This window comes from Paenibacillus lutimineralis, from assembly GCF_003991425.1.
Classification (GTDB): domain Bacteria; phylum Bacillota; class Bacilli; order Paenibacillales; family Paenibacillaceae; genus Fontibacillus; species Fontibacillus lutimineralis.
Genome location: NZ_CP034346.1, coordinates 775329 through 794213, shown reverse-complemented (window position 1 = coordinate 794213; position 18885 = coordinate 775329). Strand labels below are relative to the sequence as shown.

General features: G+C 47.5%; 12 protein-coding genes. 8 read left to right on the top strand and 4 right to left on the bottom strand.

Going from position 1 to position 18885, the window contains the following annotated elements; genetic code table 11:
• Positions 1-72 precede the first annotated feature (72 nt).
• From EI981_RS03350 to EI981_RS03340, 3 genes are all read right to left on the bottom strand, one after another.
• Positions 73-861: a hypothetical protein gene (locus EI981_RS03350; RefSeq protein ID WP_126995440.1), complete on the bottom strand. Its 789-nt coding sequence runs from the start codon at positions 859-861 to the stop codon at positions 73-75.
• Positions 862-875: 14 nt separating this feature from the next.
• Positions 876-4004 carry a DEAD/DEAH box helicase gene (locus tag EI981_RS03345; RefSeq protein WP_126995438.1) on the bottom strand — a complete coding sequence of 1043 codons (3129 nt, stop codon included), beginning with the start codon at positions 4002-4004 and terminating at the stop codon, positions 876-878.
• Positions 4005-4184: 180 nt separating this feature from the next.
• Entirely contained in the window at positions 4185-4562 is a 378-nt protein-coding gene (locus EI981_RS03340; protein ID WP_126995436.1) for a RidA family protein, read from the bottom strand.
• A 322-nt stretch (positions 4563-4884) separates the two neighbouring features.
• On the opposite strand from EI981_RS03340, the gene EI981_RS03335 reads away from it, so the two are divergent.
• Positions 4885-5574 (top strand): phosphatase PAP2 family protein, encoded by a 690-nt coding sequence (locus EI981_RS03335; protein ID WP_126995434.1) that lies wholly within the window; start codon positions 4885-4887, stop codon positions 5572-5574.
• A 33-nt stretch (positions 5575-5607) separates the two neighbouring features.
• Here EI981_RS03335 and EI981_RS03330 read toward each other — a convergent pair whose 3' ends face one another.
• Positions 5608-7146 (bottom strand): HD-GYP domain-containing protein, encoded by a 1539-nt coding sequence (locus EI981_RS03330; protein ID WP_227011671.1) that lies wholly within the window; start codon positions 7144-7146, stop codon positions 5608-5610.
• A 136-nt stretch (positions 7147-7282) separates the two neighbouring features.
• On the opposite strand from EI981_RS03330, the gene EI981_RS03325 reads away from it, so the two are divergent.
• The 7 genes from EI981_RS03325 to EI981_RS03295 all read left to right on the top strand — a co-directional run bounded on the left by EI981_RS03325 (position 7283) and on the right by EI981_RS03295 (position 18702).
• Positions 7283-8725 carry a potassium/proton antiporter gene (locus EI981_RS03325; protein WP_126995432.1) on the top strand — a complete coding sequence of 481 codons (1443 nt, stop codon included), beginning with the start codon at positions 7283-7285 and terminating at the stop codon, positions 8723-8725.
• Positions 8726-9090: 365 nt separating this feature from the next.
• Positions 9091-9987, top strand: a complete 897-nt coding sequence (locus EI981_RS03320) for an FMN-binding protein (protein ID WP_126995430.1) — start codon at positions 9091-9093, stop codon at positions 9985-9987.
• A gap of 55 nt (positions 9988-10042) precedes the next feature.
• Positions 10043-11920, top strand: a complete 1878-nt coding sequence (locus tag EI981_RS03315) for an FAD-dependent oxidoreductase (RefSeq protein WP_126995428.1) — start codon at positions 10043-10045, stop codon at positions 11918-11920.
• A gap of 266 nt (positions 11921-12186) precedes the next feature.
• Positions 12187-12636 (top strand): hypothetical protein, encoded by a 450-nt coding sequence (locus EI981_RS03310; RefSeq protein ID WP_126995426.1) that lies wholly within the window; start codon positions 12187-12189, stop codon positions 12634-12636.
• A gap of 57 nt (positions 12637-12693) precedes the next feature.
• Positions 12694-13674, top strand: a complete 981-nt coding sequence (locus EI981_RS03305; protein ID WP_126995424.1) for a polyprenyl synthetase family protein — start codon at positions 12694-12696, stop codon at positions 13672-13674.
• 406 nt (positions 13675-14080) lie between these two features.
• Complete coding sequence (locus EI981_RS03300) at positions 14081-15727, top strand: SWIM zinc finger family protein (protein WP_126995422.1); 1647 nt, start codon at positions 14081-14083, stop codon at positions 15725-15727.
• Entirely contained in the window at positions 15724-18702 is a 2979-nt protein-coding gene (locus tag EI981_RS03295) for a DEAD/DEAH box helicase (RefSeq protein ID WP_126995420.1), read from the top strand. The genes EI981_RS03300 and EI981_RS03295 overlap by 4 nt, the downstream gene beginning before the upstream one ends.
• Positions 18703-18885 lie beyond the last annotated feature (183 nt).

Genomic DNA, 18885 nt, shown 5'->3' with positions numbered 1-18885 from the left:
AGACAAAAACAGCTGCAAGGGGCATACATGCTCCCTGCAGCTGTTTTGCGCATTAAGATCCTACGGCAGTCTTTACGACTTGCTGGCCCGAAGCGGCTTGGCAAGCCGCTCCGCATTCTTTCTCGCTTGTTCAATCACAAGTGATAAGCCCTCAGCGACACCCGGCACGCCGGGAAGAAGCTGTACCCAGGGCTGTACAGCGGTATCCAGCGAAGACACCTGCATAGGGGTCAAGCTAATCTCCACATCATGAAGCTCAGGTCCAGGCTGATGCAGATGGCCGTTATGAGCCATCTCCGCCAACCATTCTGCAAGATTCGCTTCGCCTTCCTTATTTCGATATGCAGGTGTATCCAGACGGGCTACAAAACGCTTCAGTTCCGCCTCAGCATCCCTAACCTTCAAATTGCTTGCCCAGCGATCCAGCACAGCATCCAACAAAGATTCTACCGTCCAGCCAAGCCGAGCTAACCTATCTGTCGCCGAAGCGGCCCTCCAGGAGCCCTCTGCGGCCTTCAAGGCTTCCTGAATATGATTACAGCCCATTCGTCCACAAGAGCATTTAGACCTGCTTACAATCGCGCTCAATGGACGGTGAGGTTCTCTCTCCTCCGAATAAGGCATACGGAGCAGATCGGAGATGACATCCGCCCCTTGCTCTCCGAGAGCAGCAAGCTGAAGCGAATCCCGCTGCAAGTGTTCAATCAGCCGGCTGCTAGCCTCTTCAATTGGCTCTCGAGGCAGTTGGACTACCCATTGGTTCGATATGGGTTCTTGGACTAGAAATGTCACCCTCAAGCCTGCGGCGGTCCATTGCAATTCTATATTTTCATCTCTAATGCTCGCTATACTCTTCTTCATCACGGGTTCCCCCATTACGACCAGCCCTGCAAGGCGATCAGATTTTGCAGCTCCTCATTCGACATTTCCGTTAACCAATGCTCGCCGGAGCCAACAACCTGCTCCGAGAGGGCCTTCTTTCGCTCGATCAGTTCATCGATTCTCTCTTCCAGCGTCCCTTGGCATATCAGCTTATGAACCTCTACATTCTTCTGCTGGCCAATACGGAATACGCGATCAGTCGCCTGATTCTCAACAGCAGGATTCCACCATCGATCATAGTGGATGACATGATTGGCACGCGTTAGATTGAGGCCGACCCCACCCGCCTTCAGCGATAATACGAACAACGAGGAGCCCTGCCCTTCCTGAAATTCAAGCACCATTTGATCGCGATCCTGCTTGGCAACAGCACCATGCAGGAAGAACGGCATTTCACCATATCTCGCCAGCAACTGCTCCTGCAACAGATTACCCATTTGTACATATTGCGTGAAAATCAGGGCGGACTCTTTATTGTCCAGAATGAGATCAAGCAGCTCGAACAGTCGATCCAGCTTCCCAGATCGTTCTCCACTGGTCGCCGCTCCCCTGATGCGGCCCCCAGCCAGATGCGGATGATCGCATATTTGTTTCAGCTGTGTCAACGATGAGAGTACAATCCCCTTCCGAGCGATCCCTTCGCTGCCGGAGATCCGCTCCATCAAGCCATCGGTGACCGCTTGATATAATCTGGCCTGTTCCGCGGTCAGACTGCAATACGATTTCAACTCAATCTTCTCCGGCAGATCCTTGCGGATATCCGGGTCGCTCTTGAGACGGCGCAGCAGGAAGGGAGCAATCAGCTTCCGAAGTTTGACCAGTTCGGCATTCTGTCGCTCTCCATTCCCCGTGAAGCGGGAGCGGAACGAGGCATTCGAGCCGAGATATCCCGGATTTAAAAACTGAAAGATCGACCATAACTCACTCAGACGATTCTCCACTGGAGTCCCGGTCATAGCGATCTTATGTCCTGAATCCAGCTTCATGACGCTCTGGGCCTGCTTCGTGCCGAAATTTTTAATATACTGGGCCTCATCCAGCACGATCGAGCTCCAAGATACCTCCCTCATCTCCTTGGCATCTCTACCGGTCAACTGATATGTCGTGAGCACAATATCATGGCTCCGGCACACCGCTAAGAACTTCTCGCCATGCAGCCGATCGCTTCCGTGATGTACATATAAGCGCATTTGTGGAGCGAATCTGGCAAATTCACGCTGCCAGTTGCCTAGTAATGACGTAGGGCAGACAATTAGGCTTGGACCCGCCGATTGATCAAGCCCCTCCAACAGCACGGAGATAACTTGAATGGTCTTGCCGAGTCCCATATCATCGGCAAGCAGCGCCCCGAATCCTAATTGGCGCATCGAGGCAAGCCATCGAAAGCCCCTTTCCTGATAAGGGCGAAGCGTCCCGTTCAGAGAGGACGGAACAGGCACATCAGCTGGCTTTGACATGAGTGCGCCATTGCCATTCAACAACAAGGACAGCATCCCTTCCGCTTCTATCGCATCAACCGCAATACCGTCAAGTTCATACCCGTCATCTGCAGACAAATGCATCAGCTCGCGAAAAGTCATCTCCCCAGTCTCCTGACGCTTCATGAACTTAAGCACCTGTCTGATCTCCTTGGTGTCGATCTCAATCCATTCCCCGCGGAACAGAACGAGCGATGACTTTGAGGATGCTAGCTCTGCCAATTCCGAGTAAGTTAAAGGACTCTCATTCAATGAGGCCTCCGCCTCGAATTGGACTAATTTATCGATACCAAGCTTTGACGCTTCAGGCTGAGCGCCTCCACTGCCTTCCGACCATCCTTCAACTTTAAGTCGGACACCGACACGACGCCTGCCTTCCTTCGTCCAGCGTGTAGGCATTTGCACGGTTACCCCTTGCTTGCGCAGCATGGACACCGATTTGCTCAAAAATGAATATAACTGCTGTGGATGAAGAACCAAGGATTCGGGATGCGGTCTTCCCATCGCTTCCTTGATCACAGTCTCAATATAGGCCGCTTTGCTTAACCGCAGCAGCAAATTTTGTTGGACATTCCGGTATTCCCGTTCCAGAATCTCCATATCCCGCTTTGGATAACTCCATATTAGCCCCGCAGGCAGGAGCACCCTTGGGTCCTCCACGCCTTCGGCCCAAAATGACAGCTTCCACATCTGGTTCTTGCCCCCGTCGAATGTGGACTCTTCCTCACTGGATTCCTCAGGTTCAATTCGCAGACACAAGCGGAATGAACCTAAGCTTTTACTCCTATGATCCTGTTCCTGATCGCGCGGAGGGACTCCCCCTGTATCTGTAATCTCCTTGATCATTTGTCCTATTTCCGCCACTGGACCTTGCAGATTGGAGGGGGTACCGCTGCCCAGCAGCTCATTCCACCATAATTCGGTCATAGGAGAATAGCCTCGCCTATATCTAGCTCGCGCCGGATGTAAGCTTCGTCCAAGCTGTTCATTACTTCTACGTACTTCATAATCGATCATCGCTGTCAAAAAAGAATACAGCAGTGTCATTCGGCGATTTAGAATAGAACCTTCCTCCTGCGCCGAACCAAGTTGCACCGCAGCCAGACAAATCGGCGGCATCGCTTCGGCCAATTGGCGAAAGCGAGCCTCATCCTCCTGTGCAGTGAGAGATGGAACCCAGACCGACTGAGCAGATGCCTGACCCGTACGCCTTCGACCGCTCACCGTTCCCGGTCTGATTCCAGGAGCTATTCTGCCTCGAAGCATTAAGTCTAGTGCGAACAGGGCTGCTTTACTCCAGAATTCCATTTCACCGCCAGTTTGAATCTGCTGGCCAGCCAGTGCTGCCCCATCCCAATTCAACAGTATTTCCCACGTATTTTGAACCGAGAGGGCCAGGCCTTCCAAGGTCCTCCCGATCAATCCTTTGCGTTCTGTAGCACCAGGTTTAGCCTGCGCCGTCGAGACCACCGGATATCTTACCTCCGTCAGCCGTAGTGCGGCATGCTGAAACGGCCGGATCCCCGGCTTCAGCGTGAGCCGTCGTACAGCGGCTGTCCAGGGATCCACTCTGGCCTCCGAGATCTCCCCGGAGAAACAGAACATAACCTCACCAAGCCATATTCCAAAAAGACGTTGATTCATGCTGATCTCCCGCCATTTCTTAGTACCAAACATTCCCTATCCTTACTATCTTATACGAAATACAGGCTAATATAAACTTGATTCAAACTTATAAACAACCTCTATCATCAAAAAAAGCCGAGATGTAAAGGAACGGCCCAGCTTCGGCCCCTCTACATCCCGACTCTCATTCAAATTCTGTTATTTTATAGCGATGACTTCGATCTCAACCAGCCCATCCTTCGGTAAACGAGCTACTTCTATAGCACTTCTTGCCGGATGAGGCTCGGTGAAAAATGAGCCGTAAATTTCATTAACCTTGCTAAAATCATTCATGTCCTTAAGGAATACGGTGGTCTTCACAACCCGGTCCAAGTTGGAGCCTGCCGCTTCCAGAATGGCGCTCACATTTCGAAGCGACTGGGTCGTCTGTGCCTCAATGCCCTCCGCTAACTGTCCTGTCTCTGGAATCAAGCCAAGCTGCCCTGAGGTAAATATGTAATCGCCAACTTGTACAGCTTGCGAATAAGGGCCAATCGCCCCGGGTGCCGATGTTGTTGATATCATCTGTTTTGCCATTTCAACCCCACCTTTTTACTAATTTTCAATTATTGTATCCACTAACCAGTGTCTGTGGCAACCTTACATTTCCTTCTCGGCTGCAAAGTTGTTATTATAATGCTATCGGCATTAATTTTCAGCTTAATTAAAGTTCAAAAAGGCCGGTTTTCAGCACCGAGAAGGTTGAATGAAGCTAGGGCCTGAGGAGCGGAGCGTACGTAGTAGGTACGTGAGCACCGGAAGGCCCGGCTGAATTCAAGATTCGATGTCGAATAGCTTCATGATCTACTTCGTGATCAAAAGCGGCCTTTTTGAACAACCTCTATAAGGTGGTGTATTCTTGCGGCAGTTCCTATCCAAATCTTATCTACGAGCTTTATTATTCTCGGCTTCTGTTGGCCTGATGGGCTTGTTCTACGGCTTGCTCAATCATGGAGGGCGACCTATTCATGTACTCTCCTCACCAATTGATGATCGTCTGCCGTTAATACCGGCAATGGCTATCCCCTATATAGGCTGGTACCCTTATATCATCATCGGTATCATGTATCTCTGTTTGAAGGACAGATCAGCCTACTACCGCACCCTTATTGTTATGAACATCGGGCTTATCGTCTGCTACCTGATCTATTTCTTCTACCAGACGACGGTAATACGTCCTGAGGTGTTCCCGGACCGTTGGGACCGAAAGCTGTTGCTCGACTTTGTCTATGGCGTGGACAACCCATATAACTGCTTCCCGAGCATTCATGCTCTGCACTCCTACGTCATAATGAGGGGAGCCTTGGCCGCGAAAACGATGCGTAAATCCATTAAAGCCGCCTTCGTCATCGGAGCAATGACAATCATTGTATCAACACTGCTGGTCAAACAGCATGTCATATACGATGCACTGGGCTCCATGCTGCTAGGAGAGATTGCATTCATCCTCGTTACGAAAGCATGGAACTCTTATTCTCGTTCACGTCAGTCGATCCCACGTGCTACGCTTAACAAGCCGCCCCGCCCTGACCAAGACATGAATTTATAAACCGTATATAATAACAAAACAAGTCCTTATGTTCTAAGGACTTGTTCTTCGTATATCAGACGTATATTCATCGAAATCGTCTTTTCGCATTCTCTCGACGAACAGTGCGACAAAATAAGGGTCCCACTGAGTCCCCCGACCTTCCTCCAGGATGTTCAACGCCATCTGTCTATCCAATCCAGCACGATATGGACGATCCGAGGTCATTGCATCAAAGGCATCTGCGACCGCGATGATCCGTCCGAACAGAGGAATGTCCTCTCCCTTAAGAGCATCCGGATATCCCCTGCCATCATATCGCTCATGATGCGATCTTACGCCTGGCAGAATCAGAGCCATGAAGCTTGCAGGCTCAACCTGTCTCAATATCGTCTCTCCAAGCACCGGATGATCCTTGACCTGCTCCCATTCCTCGTCGGTCAGCTTGCCCTCTTTTAATAGCACGGAATCACGGATCCCAATCTTACCGATATCATGCAATAACGCTGATTTACGTAGTTCATTGATCTCCTCTTCACTCAGTTTAGCCAGCTTGCCGATCAGCACTGCATAATCAGCTACACGTAAGGAGTGTCCCGCAGTATACGGATCCCTTGCATCCAGTGCAGCGGCTAACGTGGCGAAATAACTCTCCACCAGCTGGTTATTACGAACATGCTGCACATTGATACCGCGTAGCATGTGATTAAATCCCCATACGAGACGAGAGAACTCATCCGAGAAGAGGTCGCTGGCACTCGTATGCATATAGCCGATTTGCACGTCAGACATCCGTTCATATAAATGCTGAATGGGCATGACGATCTCACGAGTAAACAATCGAGAACCGATGAATGAGAACCCTAGTCCTACTGTCAACACCCCAATCGCCCAATACCAAGAGGTCACTCTGCCTAATTCCCAGCCCTCTACCCCAAATTGAACGGACAGGCTGTAGAGCAGGAGCGGGAACGCCCCCATCAGGAAAAAACTCCATCTTAATTTACGCTTCAACGGGAAGAACACTCGGCCACCGAGGGATAATTCCTTGCTGAACTGTGCATAAGACCGAGCGGACAGCTCTATCAGGACCGGACGGATAAAATAATAGGTCGAGTAGAATTCGATTAACGTGTGCATGCCGACAATCAGTACCCCAGTAACGAATACCAGCACGATGTAATAATAAGGAATCGATAATTTTCCCAAATGGATGAATAGCCCGGTTAGACCGACCATAGGCAGCATCAAGCCGAATAAATGAGGGCCAACGATCCGTTTGACGGCAAGTTCCGGGAAGCGATGTGTACGAAAATAGATGTTCTGATAGGTTTGATAGCTCTCTACATCTTCATAAAAGGCAACTCTAATTGGCCTTATCTGAAGCCTGAAGACAAGCCATTCTAGGATCAACATGATACATGTTGATATCGCCAGGATGCCTATAATGATCTGGCGCTCCTGTCGCTCAAGACTGAATGGCATAAATATCATTAACCCACCAACGGTTGCGATGGCTAACAAAGTACCTATTGCATACATAAACAGAAGACGAGAGACGAATGTCTTATATATCGTCAAGGGAATGCTCATTCCTTCCATGTGTACTTGCCATCTTCTTCCTTTATTTATCGGCAAACGAGGGCCAACTTTTCATAACTGTATGCAAATAAAAAAAATGGTTTGTATAATAATACGGTAAGGACTAATAAAATCATGGAGGCAGGCTATGGATCTCACAACTATGACAAATTCCATCGTAATCCTACTGGCCAGCCTGTTGCTTATCGGTGTTTTCGCAACCAAATTCTCATCCCGCTTTGGCTTGCCCGCACTCGTGTTCTTTATTGCTGCAGGAATGGTTCTCAATCGATTCATCTATTTCGACAATGCTTTCTTGGCACAACTGGTCGGAACCTTCGCCTTGATTGTGATCTTGCTGGGAGGCGGAATGCAGACGAAATTCCAGACTATCAAACCCGTCATCCCTACCGCATTGTCATTAGCCACGTTCGGAGTCATCATAACCACCGTTGTTATTGGCATCTGCGCGATGTATATTCTTGATTTATCCTTGGCGGAGGCGCTGTTGTTCGGCGCTATCGTCGGTTCAACGGATGCGGCTGCGGTATTTTCAGTGCTTAGCGGTAAAAATATTAAAGAACGCATCTCTTCGACGCTTGAGGCGGAGTCTGGCAGCAATGATCCCATGGCTGTCTTTCTTACTGTGACGCTCATTGAATGGATCGACCGGCCCGATCATGCGATCCTACCGCTAATCTTCAACTTTATCCGTGATATGGGACTGGGGCTAGTATTAGGTCTCCTTCTCGGATGGATCGCTGTAAAGACAATCAACAATATGAACTTCAATTCTGCGGGTCTCTATCCGGTTATGGCTATTGCCTTCTCGATTCTGACCTACGGCGTTGCCGCCTTACTTCATGGCAGCGGGCTGCTCGCTGTATATGTCATGGCCCTGGTGCTGGGTAACAGCGACCTGACCCATCAACAGTCGATTCTGCAATTCAACGAAGGCTTTGGCTGGATCATGCAAATTACGATGTTCACCCTACTCGGACTGCTCGTATTCCCGAGTCAGCTACCGACAATAATGCTTCCAGGTCTTGCTCTCTCCATGCTGCTCATGTTCGTCGCCCGTCCAATCGGGGTGTTTATCAGCACTCTTTTCACCAAGCTCCCTTTCAAAGAAAAAATACTGCTATCCTGGTCTGGACTGCGCGGAGCTGTTCCGATCGTACTGGCTACATATCCGCTGATGAGCGGGCTGCCTAATGGAACGTTATACTTCAATGTCGTCTTCTTCGTCGTACTTACCTCAGCGGTCATTCAAGGGGCAACGATCTCTCCCTTGGCCGAGAGGCTCGGTCTGACCGATGCAACGAAACGCCCGAATTACTCCCTGCTTGAACTCGTCGCACTGGGCAAGACGAAATCGGAGATCAACCATTTATTTGTTCTTCCGGAAATGAGTGTGGTTGGCAAAGAATTGCAGGAACTCGATCTACCGGAGGAGGCGCTTGTCACTGCAGTAATTCGCGGTGAACAGATTGTGACCCCACGTGGCAATACGACTATTCATGCTGGCGATACACTTTATGTGCTTGGTCCGAAGGCGCATCGTGAGAAGATCAAAAAGATTTTCATATAAAAGTGGAATCGCCCAACAAGAAAATTAGCCTATAATTCGGAATGCTTCTATTAAATGGAGAAAAATATGTCCTCCTAAAAATATTTAAAAAATAAATTAAAAAATTATTTAAAATCAAAGTAATCGTTTCCATCCCCTGAATACCGCGGTATATCTGATTTTGTCCGCATACAGGGGATTGTTTTATGTCACATACTCAGTGACATTTTTCACATTGCAACGTATGTTTATATGCTAAAATTCCATCGAACAATGCTTTTGTGATTACATTCACTAAGCCTGGGATACCACATCCCAATGCTTCATTATTAAAATGTCCAAAACATTTTAATATAAATCTTAAATACAAACTGGAGGTCATTATCATGAAAAAAGCTTCTATTATCTTGCTTAGCAGCGTATTGTTGCTCGGTCTCCTTGCAGGCTGCGGCTCTAGCAACAAGAACGAAGACGGCAATGCAGCAGCAGGTAACACAACTACGAACAACAGCAGTAACAATGCAAGTACTAATGCAGAAGCAGGCACTTATAAAGATGGTGTATACTTCGCCAAGGGTGAGGTTGACGCTAACTCCGGTTGGCAGTCCATCATGACCCTGACTGTATCCGGCGGTAAAATTACCGATGTAGAATGGAATGGAATCAGCGAAAAAGCTCCTGTAGACAAAATCACTTATTCCAAAGATGGCAAATATGGAATGAAGGCTGGCGGCGCTGCTTCCGAATGGCATGAACAAGCTGAAGCTCTCGATAAATTCCTGATTGAAAAACAAGATCCAGCAGCAATCACTTTGACTGATGAAGGCAAAACTGATGCTGTATCCGGCGTATCTATCCATGTTGGAGATTTCGTTAACTTGGCAAAAGCTGCTCTTGATGCAGGCCCGGTTGAAGTAGGTCCTTACAAAGACGGAACTTACCATGCAGAAGGCGACGCTTTCGGAAAGACTGGCTGGAAAGATACCGTTGATATCGTTGTTGCAGCCGGTAAAATTGTTAAAGCAGACTTCGGTGGCGTAAATGAAGCTGGCGAAAGCAAGAAACAAGCTTCCATGGATGGCAAATACGATATCAAATCTGCAGGCGGTCAAGCAGACTGGCATGAAGAAGCAGCAAAAGCTGAACAATACCTCGTTGAAAATCAAGACTCTGCTGCTCTGAAATTCAATGAAGAAGGCAAGACCGATGCAATCTCTGGTGTATCGATCTCTGTACAATCGTACTACGACTTGGCTAACAAAGCGCTTGAACAAGCAAAATAAGGCAATGCAACAATTCGCCTTGTGCGATTAATTACTATATAAGAAGGTGACCCTTTTGAAGAAAATTGTCGTTCTAGGCGGCGGTTACGGCGGCGTTACGACATCCAAACATCTAGCGAAGCTGTTCAAAAAAGATAAAGATGTTGAAATCCAACTGATCGATCGCAATCCTTACCACACTCTGCTAACTGAATTGCATGAAGTGGCAGCAAACCGTGCTCCAGAAGATTCAGTTAAGATTGAGCTGAAGAAAATCTTCCAAGGCCAAAAAGTAGATGTCGTGCTCGATTCCATCGACAACATCGATTTCAATGCCAAACAGCTTCACTCGGCTAACAACACCTACAAATACGATTATCTCGTCATCGGTACTGGTTGTAAGCCAACATTCTTCGGCATTCCAGGCGCTGAAGAGCATTCCCTCACATTGTGGTCCTATGAGGATGCTGTTCGTCTGAAAGATCAAGTTCGCCGCATGTTCAGCGAAGCGGCTAAAGAGACGAATGCTGCCAAACGGAAAAAAATGCTCTCCTTCATCGTTGTTGGTGCCGGATTCACCGGTGTGGAACTGATCGGTGAGTTGGCTGAGTTCCGCGATGAGCTCTGCAAGGAATTCTTCATTGATCCTAGCGAGGTTAAGCTTACTGTTGCCGATATGGCTCCGAAGATCCTGCCTATCCTTCCGGATAAGCTGATTGAAAAAGCGGCTAAACGTCTACAGAAGATGAACGTTGATATCGTTACAAGTGCTAAGATCACAGGTGTTAAACCATCCAGTGTTGTTCTGGGCGATAAAGAACTTGAAGCAGACACCATTGTATGGACTGCAGGTGTTGAAGGCTCTGAACTCGTTGGCAAACTTGATGTGAAGCAAGAAGGCCGTAAACGGATCGTTACGAACGACAAGCTTCAAAGTGTAGATCATGAAAATGTCTACATCGTTGGGGATAATATCTTCTATATTCCAGAAGGCGAAACTCGCCCTGTACCACAAATGGTTGAGAATGCCGAGCAAGCAGCACCAATTGTTGCTCACAACATTCATGCTGATGTGCATAACAAACCGAAGAAATCCTATAAGCCTGGATTCCACGGTACGATGGTATGTATCGGCAGCCGCTACGGCGTAGCGAATGTTGGTATGCCTAACAAGATGTTCATGGTTAGTGGATTCCTAGCTATGTTCTTCAAGCACATGATCAATATGTACTATTTGTTCACCGTATGCGGTTTTAACAAAGTATGGACTTATATGATGCACGAATTCTTCCATGTGAACAATCGTAGAAGCTTCGTAGGCGGACACTTCTCCAAGCGGTCGCCGAACTTCTGGCTCGTGCCGCTGCGCATCTTCGTAGGCTACAAATGGCTGGAAGAAGGTCTCGACAAACTACCTAAGATCTTCAAGGATCCGAACAACATCTTCCTGATCCCTGCTTCCACCAAAGCTGGCGACGCAGTATCTGCCGCGAGTGAAGCAGCAGGCGCAGTAACGCAAACCGTTGATGCCCAATCCGCAGCATCTGCTGTAGAGAGTGCTTCAACTGCAGTTACGGCTTTGCCAGTACCGGATTTCATCAAATCCATCGTGAACTGGTCCATGGATATTTTCTTCTACACTTCGGATGGCGGTTATACCGCACTTGCTACCGTATTCCAGTTCTTCATGGTCTTTGCAGAAATCGGAATCGGCATTTGCCTCATCCTCGGCCTGTTCACTGCTGTATCTTCGGCAGTCACAGTCGGTCTGGGTGTTATGATCTGGTCCTCCAGCATGGCTTCGACAGAAATGCTATGGTACATGACTGCAGGCGTTGCCCTGATTGGTGGTTCCGGCAGCATGTTCGGTCTGGACTACTATGTTCTCCCATGGCTTAAGAAACAGTGGAAGAAGATCCCGCTCGTTCGTAGATGGTATCTATATACGGACTGATCTTCTTATATAAGCAATAGCAAGCAATAGTTCGTATTAGAGTAATGTGCGCCTGCCGTACATTACTCTAATTTTTAACATCACTTTATCTAATGGATTACCATAACTGATCACGGCATTTCCTTGCATAATTTCCTATCTAAGTGTCTAGCTTACTTACATGATAATGATATTGCAGTTATAATTTCTTCATTACACGTTGGAATATGCCAAGTCGGTGTCAGGCTCCCTGCAATCTTACCTGCTATTTAAGGAGTGTGTGCCCTATGGAAACGAAGCTCGTTCAAGATGCTTGTCTTTTGTTGCAGGGTGAAATTTCGCCCGAATCTGGCATTCGCCTCGAATTACGACAAGAAGACATCCTGCCTATGGTCAGAGTTCTGGATCAGTACGAACTCACTCCTGTCCGCAAGCAGCGTCACTTGTCTATTTACATCGCAATCAAGTTCGCTCTTCAGAGCCATGCAGCCTCTGACGGCTGTACTGGCGAGATGCTAACACGCAAAGTACTGAACGGCGACTATCTATATAGTCTGTATGTCCAATTATGCCTGAAATGGGAGGAGTTTGACCTCCTCTCCCATCTGGCCCCCATTGTTAAGCGGATTCAAATCAAACATGTAGAAGGAAATCCCAAAGATGCACTGCTGATCGAAGGCTGGGAATGGTTCCTGCAGCTCGAAGGGAATTGTGCCAGAGCGATCCAAGCGATATAATTGGGTTGCCCTCCTTGCTACGACAAGAAGTATTTTTACTCAGAGGAGAGGATCATCATGAAGCTGGATGAGGCATTAGATATCTCGCTGCGGGCGGTAGACCGTGAGATCCAGAACATCGTCAAATATGACAGTGACGTTCCACGCTCCTCGATGCTAGCGCAGAGCATTATCGGCCAACTCCGCTCCGGGGGCAAGCGAATTCGACCTTTAATGGTCATTGTCGGTAGCCGATTCGGCAAACCTCAGGATAAGCGTAAGATATGGCAGCTGGCAGCAGCAGCCGAATTCATTCATGCTGCTTCATTAATCCACGATGATATCATTGATAATTCTCCGCTAAGGCGCGGTCAGCCTGCACTTCACGTTACACTTGGCGTCAATGAGGCGCTGCATGTTGGCAATTATATGTCGGCGCGAGTTGTAGAGTTAATCTCTACATATTCCGCAGAACGAGAGCGCTATGCTTACGACCTGTCCTCCTTAGTTACGACTCAGCTATGCATAGGTGAATATCAGCAATTAACTCATTTATATGATTATGATGTTACTATCGAAGAATACATTGAGAAGTCGAAGAATAAGACAGCCCAGCTTATGGCTGCCTGCCTTCGGATCGGTGCTCTCGCTGCCGGAGCAGATGATGTTACCGCAGATCTGCTCTACAGCTTCGGAGAGAAGCTCGGAATCTCATTCCAGATTCGCGATGATATTCTCGACTTCACTCAATCGTCCGAGAAGCTAGGCAAGCCTGCTGGAAGCGATCTACGGCATGGTCAGGTTACATTGCCCGTGTTGTTCGCTCTTCAGAACGAAGCTCTCGCTCCGATGATAAGAGATGTCTCCACGGATACTCCGCCTCACCTGATCGATCCCGTCATCACAGCCATTCAGCAGTCCGATGCGCTCGATAAGACGGAGCAGCTAAGCAATCGCTACCTCGACGAAGCCGCGGCCCTAATCGATCAATTAAGTGAATATCCGGCTCACAAGGATCTACGAGTACTTCTTCACTACTTCGGCGGCCGGGATCGCTAATCCCAGGCAAACGCCCCATTAAAAATAAAAAAGAAGCGGTCCTTGAGTACTGATATGCTCCTGCTCCCATCATAGTAGACAGTAGAAAAACAAAAACTTCTACTGCTACAATGATGGGAGTTTTTCTAATGTTAAAAGAAGCCCCGCCTCTTTAGAAGTGAAGTTACATGTCGTACAGTTGTGCCTTGGGCACAAATCCAATCCAAACTTTGAAGCAAAACAGCTAGGTATTAGTCCATACACGGTTAGAGAATAGATCAGGAAATATAAATTCGAGGATACTACCGCACAGCATAATTCATTTCGACCTGGAAGTGGATGCCCCGACTTCCGTTCCTTTAGGTACTTCAGATATGTTAAATTAGATAATATCTATATTTACACGACACTCCCTTAGGAGAATAATATGAACTTAAAATATACACTCGATGATACACAGTGGCAAATACTCATTCAGAGGGTCGGAGAAAGCTTCAATGACCTTACGATAAAGCGTGGATTTCAATATTTTAAACAAGAGCGTGTCCAGCCTGTGAAAATATCTAATCCCGAGCAAATTGAAGGCCTTGTCGAAGGTAATGATGAAGATAAATACCGCGTCACGCTCAATCTGGACTCCTTATCCGAAAGCCGTTGTACATGCCCTGTTCCGAACTACTGTAAACATATGATTGCCGTTCTGCTTAATTACGTCAGCCAACAGGGGCGGTCCGTCCATGCCATCGTTAATGCTAATTCAACGGCGATGTTTAAGCAGACAACGAAATCTTCAACACATCATGCTACCAGCTCACAGATCATAGACCGTAACAAGGAAGCCCAAGCTAAATTGCGGGAGCAGGCCAGCCGGATACCTTCTATGAGCATCAAAGAATGGCATGAATTATTTAAGCAGAGCGTGTCTCCAATTGGATTCAATAGCCCAAATGCAGGGTATGCTAAGAATGCTTTGGCTTCAATCAACAACTTGCAGCCTCAGCTTTCACCTGTTGTAGAGCAGCTATTTAAACTTCATGCACACCTATTTGTGCTTGAGAGACTAGTACATCCCATACAGAATTCAGGAACTCATAGAGATATTTTCATCGGGTATCACACACAGGTTGCCGCTGATGATATGCACGAAGAAGTTCAACGTATATTACACAGCACGCTTATGATTCCGGCTGAGCCTGAGCAGTGGCCTCGTATGAGAGAGACAATAAATTACTTACGCAGTCACATGTTGGTGGAATCTAAGAATCTCCGATACTTCTCTGAAATCTATGATCAGCTCTGGTTGCAGTGGATTCACCCGAATTTGCAAAATGAGACGTTGTATACGACAGAGTTAGAACATTTAAAATCAGCTCAATCTGAACTCGGCACCACACTTTCCAAACTTCCCTGGTTGTTAGCCCAATGCCAAATGTACTTCTATTTAGCTCAAGATGGGCCGGCTTGGGAACTACTGCAACAGGCCAACAAAGGAGCGATCATCCCCCCCGGGAGATTACTTCATTTCTTACATGTCCTGTCTTCAACTGAACAGTGGCCTCGGCTGCAGGATTGGCTCATCAACATCGGGCCGATGTTAAGTAGTCTTCGGGAAGAGCATCTAAATGAGTATGTGGCTTGTTGGGACAAGGTGATTCAACACTTTCCTGATGCTGAGCAGCATCTGTGGAACAACCTTGTCGATATGCTGCCTTATTCGAAGAACATATATGAAGAAGCTTTACTTACCTACTGTAAATGGCAGCAATGGATGGATTATCAGCTAAGCATTGGCAAGGAACCCTTAGATTTTCGTGTCAGCGTGATGCAGCCTATAGACAAAAATGCCCCAGAACTGCTCCTGCCTTTTTATCATCAGGCTGTTGAAAGATATATTCTGCTCAAGAATAGAGCTAGCTATAAAGCCGCCGTTAAGCTAATGAAAAGATTGTCCAAACTCTACAAGAGACTGAAGCAAGAGGAACGCTGGGAGCAGTTCATCACCGCATTCGCCATCCGCCATAGTCGGCTACGCGCACTACAAGAGGAGCTGCGAAAGGGGAAACTGATATCATGAGCCAAAATACAGAAGCCATCACAGTCCATATCAGTCTCAGCGCTTACGGAGATGCTCTTATTTACGGATCAACTCAGAGTAACAGTTATGTACCTGGATTGCACTTGAAACAACGATTGTTCGCCTGGCATGAAGCTTCTTTCTATGGTACTGAATTGGAGATTCAACAGGTCCAAGAGGTTGAAGTTATTGTTCTTCCACCCGAATACGTCCTGCCCTTCTTGGCTGACCGTAAACTACTGAGTCATATTGAATGGATATGGGACGAGGAAGCCTCGCAACTGATTCAGCTTGTCTCAGCTTTGAATACATGCATTGAAGAGAAGAAATTTATTCCTAGCTTATCAGCTTTCCAGAAAGGAAAGCTACAGTGGACTTGGGACAAGAAAGCATTGAATGCTAAGACTAAATTCGCTTTAGAGAACATGGATAGCAGCCTTCCTAGTGATTACGATGGATTAAGCGCTGCTTTCTCATCTACCGTTTCACACCGCTACTATGGAACAGAAATAGCTGCTTCAGATTTACGAAGCGAATATCCGATGCTATTTACTAAGAATAGTGCTGTCCAAGGCTTAAATGAGCAAGCATGGCTTATTTCCATTGGCTGGAGAGCAGATACTGCACCCTTCCGTCCCCTATTGCAACTGCTGGAACCAGACGATGAAGAGCCCATTTGGCGTCTTAAGCTGGTACTACAGGATAAGTTCGATCCCTCGGTACTTATGTCAGTTCGACTTGCCGAAGATGGACATGTATCTGGTCAATGGCCGGATTCTTGGTCAAGTCATATTAAGGAGCGTTCCGCTGGATGGTTAGAGCATTTGCGTGCAAGTTTCCCCAGGGAGCAATGGGGCGGGCACATACAGGATGTTCTCAGCAAGCCGCTGTCCGATGAGGCGGCTTGGCAGTTCTTAACGGTAGACAGCCGCCGTCTGCTTGAGGCAGGCTGGCAGGTGTTGCTTCCGGCCTGGTGGGAAGCAGCTAGCCGCAAGAAGCCAAAGCTGCGAGCTAAGGTTCGCGCGGACGAAGGAAGCAATGATCAACAAGGGAGCAAAGGCAACTCATTTTTCGGGCTGAATTCTATTATTCAATTCGACTGGCGCATTGCTATTGGTGAGACTCAGCTTACTGAAGCTGAGTTTGCCGAGCTCGTCGCTCGCAATGAACGCTTAGTTCAGTTTAGAGGACAATGGATCCCGCTTGATCCAGCACTACTGGCACAAATTCGCCAAGCTATGGATGGCGTGGATAGCTCACAGGGATTATCCTTTCAGGATATTTTACATCTCCACCTATTGGAGAGTAGCAATCCGTCCTATAGCGGACGATCAACTGACCAACCAGAGGAAGAGGAAGAAGAAACCTCGCAACGTATCCAGCTTGGGGTGGAACTCAATGAATATCTGATCGAACTCATGAGCCAGCTTGGACGACAAACGGAGTGGCCAAAGCTCCCTGTTCCAAGTAAATTACAAGCAGATCTACGGACTTATCAATATGATGGTTATTCCTGGCTAGCCTTTTTGCGGCGCTTTGGTCTAGGAGCCTGCCTTGCAGATGACATGGGGCTTGGTAAGACGGTACAGTTTATTGCTTATTTATTGCACCTGCAAGAGAACCGCACCGATGGAGATACAAGGGTCCCTTCTCTCTTGATCTGTCCTACTTCGGTACTCGGTAACTGGCAGAAGGAATTAAACCGATTTGCCCCTTCACTTCGAGTCATGCTCCATTATGGTAGTGGGCGCTCTAACGAAGAGGTATTTCAAGAGGAGATCAAGCAAGCGGATGTCATCATAACCTCCTATGCCACCGCAACACTTGATCAAGAACTACTAAAGGAATTTACATGGGACTCACTATGTCTTGACGAAGCCCAAAACATCAAAAATGCCCAAACGAAGCAATCTACTGCGGTTCGTAGCTTCCCAGCCAAACATCGGATTGTGCTTACGGGAACACCGATAGAGAATCGGCTTTCAGAGCTGTGGTCTCTCTATGACTTCATGAACCCGGGTTATTTGGGAAGTGCACGGGCGTTTAATACCCGGTTCATTCAGGCGATTGAAAAAGATCACGATGAGCAGCGCACAATCAATCTTCAGAAATTAGTGAAGCCATTTATGCTTCGCCGTAAGAAGAAAGATCCCGCGATCCAGCTCGATTTGCCTGACAAGAATGAAATGAAAACCTATATTCAGCTTACAGGTGAACAAAGTGCACTCTATGATCAAACCGTTAACAACTTAATGAGTAAAATGAAAGAGCTAAAGGGGATCGAAAGAAAAGGAGCTATTCTAGCGACTCTCACCCATCTAAAGCAACTTTGCGATCATCCAGTACTGTTAACGAAGGATTTCTTACCGGATTCACAAGGAAAACAAGAGGATAGCTCTTTAGTAACCGAGATGTTAATCAACCGTTCGTCCAAACTGGAGCGCTTGCTCGAAATGGTTAAAGAGCTGCGAGATGAAGGCGAGCGTTGCCTGATCTTTACACAGTATATTGGTATGGGAGAAATACTGAAGCATGTTCTTATGCAAGAGCTAGGAGAACCTGTGCTCTACCTGAATGGTAGTACGTCGAAAACGGCACGTGACCGGATGATTGATCAGTTCCAATCTCAAACCTTGCCGCCTGATGAACAGCCCAGCGTATTTATACTCTCGATCAAAGCAGGAGGCGTAGGTCTTAATCTTACGGCAGCGAATCATGTCTTTCACTTCGACCGCTGGTGGAATCCGGCTGTGGAGAATCAGGCTACCGACCGCGCTTATCGGATGGGTCAGACCAAAGATGTACAGGTACACAAGTTCATCTCCCTTGGTACGCTTGAAGAGCGCATTGATGAGATGCTCGAGAACAAACAGCAGCTCAGTGACAATGTGATATCCAGCACGGAAAACTGGATCACCGAATTATCGACCGAAGCACTCAAAGACCTGTTCACATTACGTCGTGATTTTGTCTGATGACATCATATGACTCGTACGCCAAAGAGCAGATCATAGGAGATTATCCTTGATCTGCTCTTTACCGTTTCCGGTCTATTCGTTGCAACCCCTTATTTCGCCCAAAGTTTCCGCCGGATCTGTGGCTTAACACCAAGCGATTACCGTCTTCAGACAAAAAACAAGTTCAATGATGAACTTAGC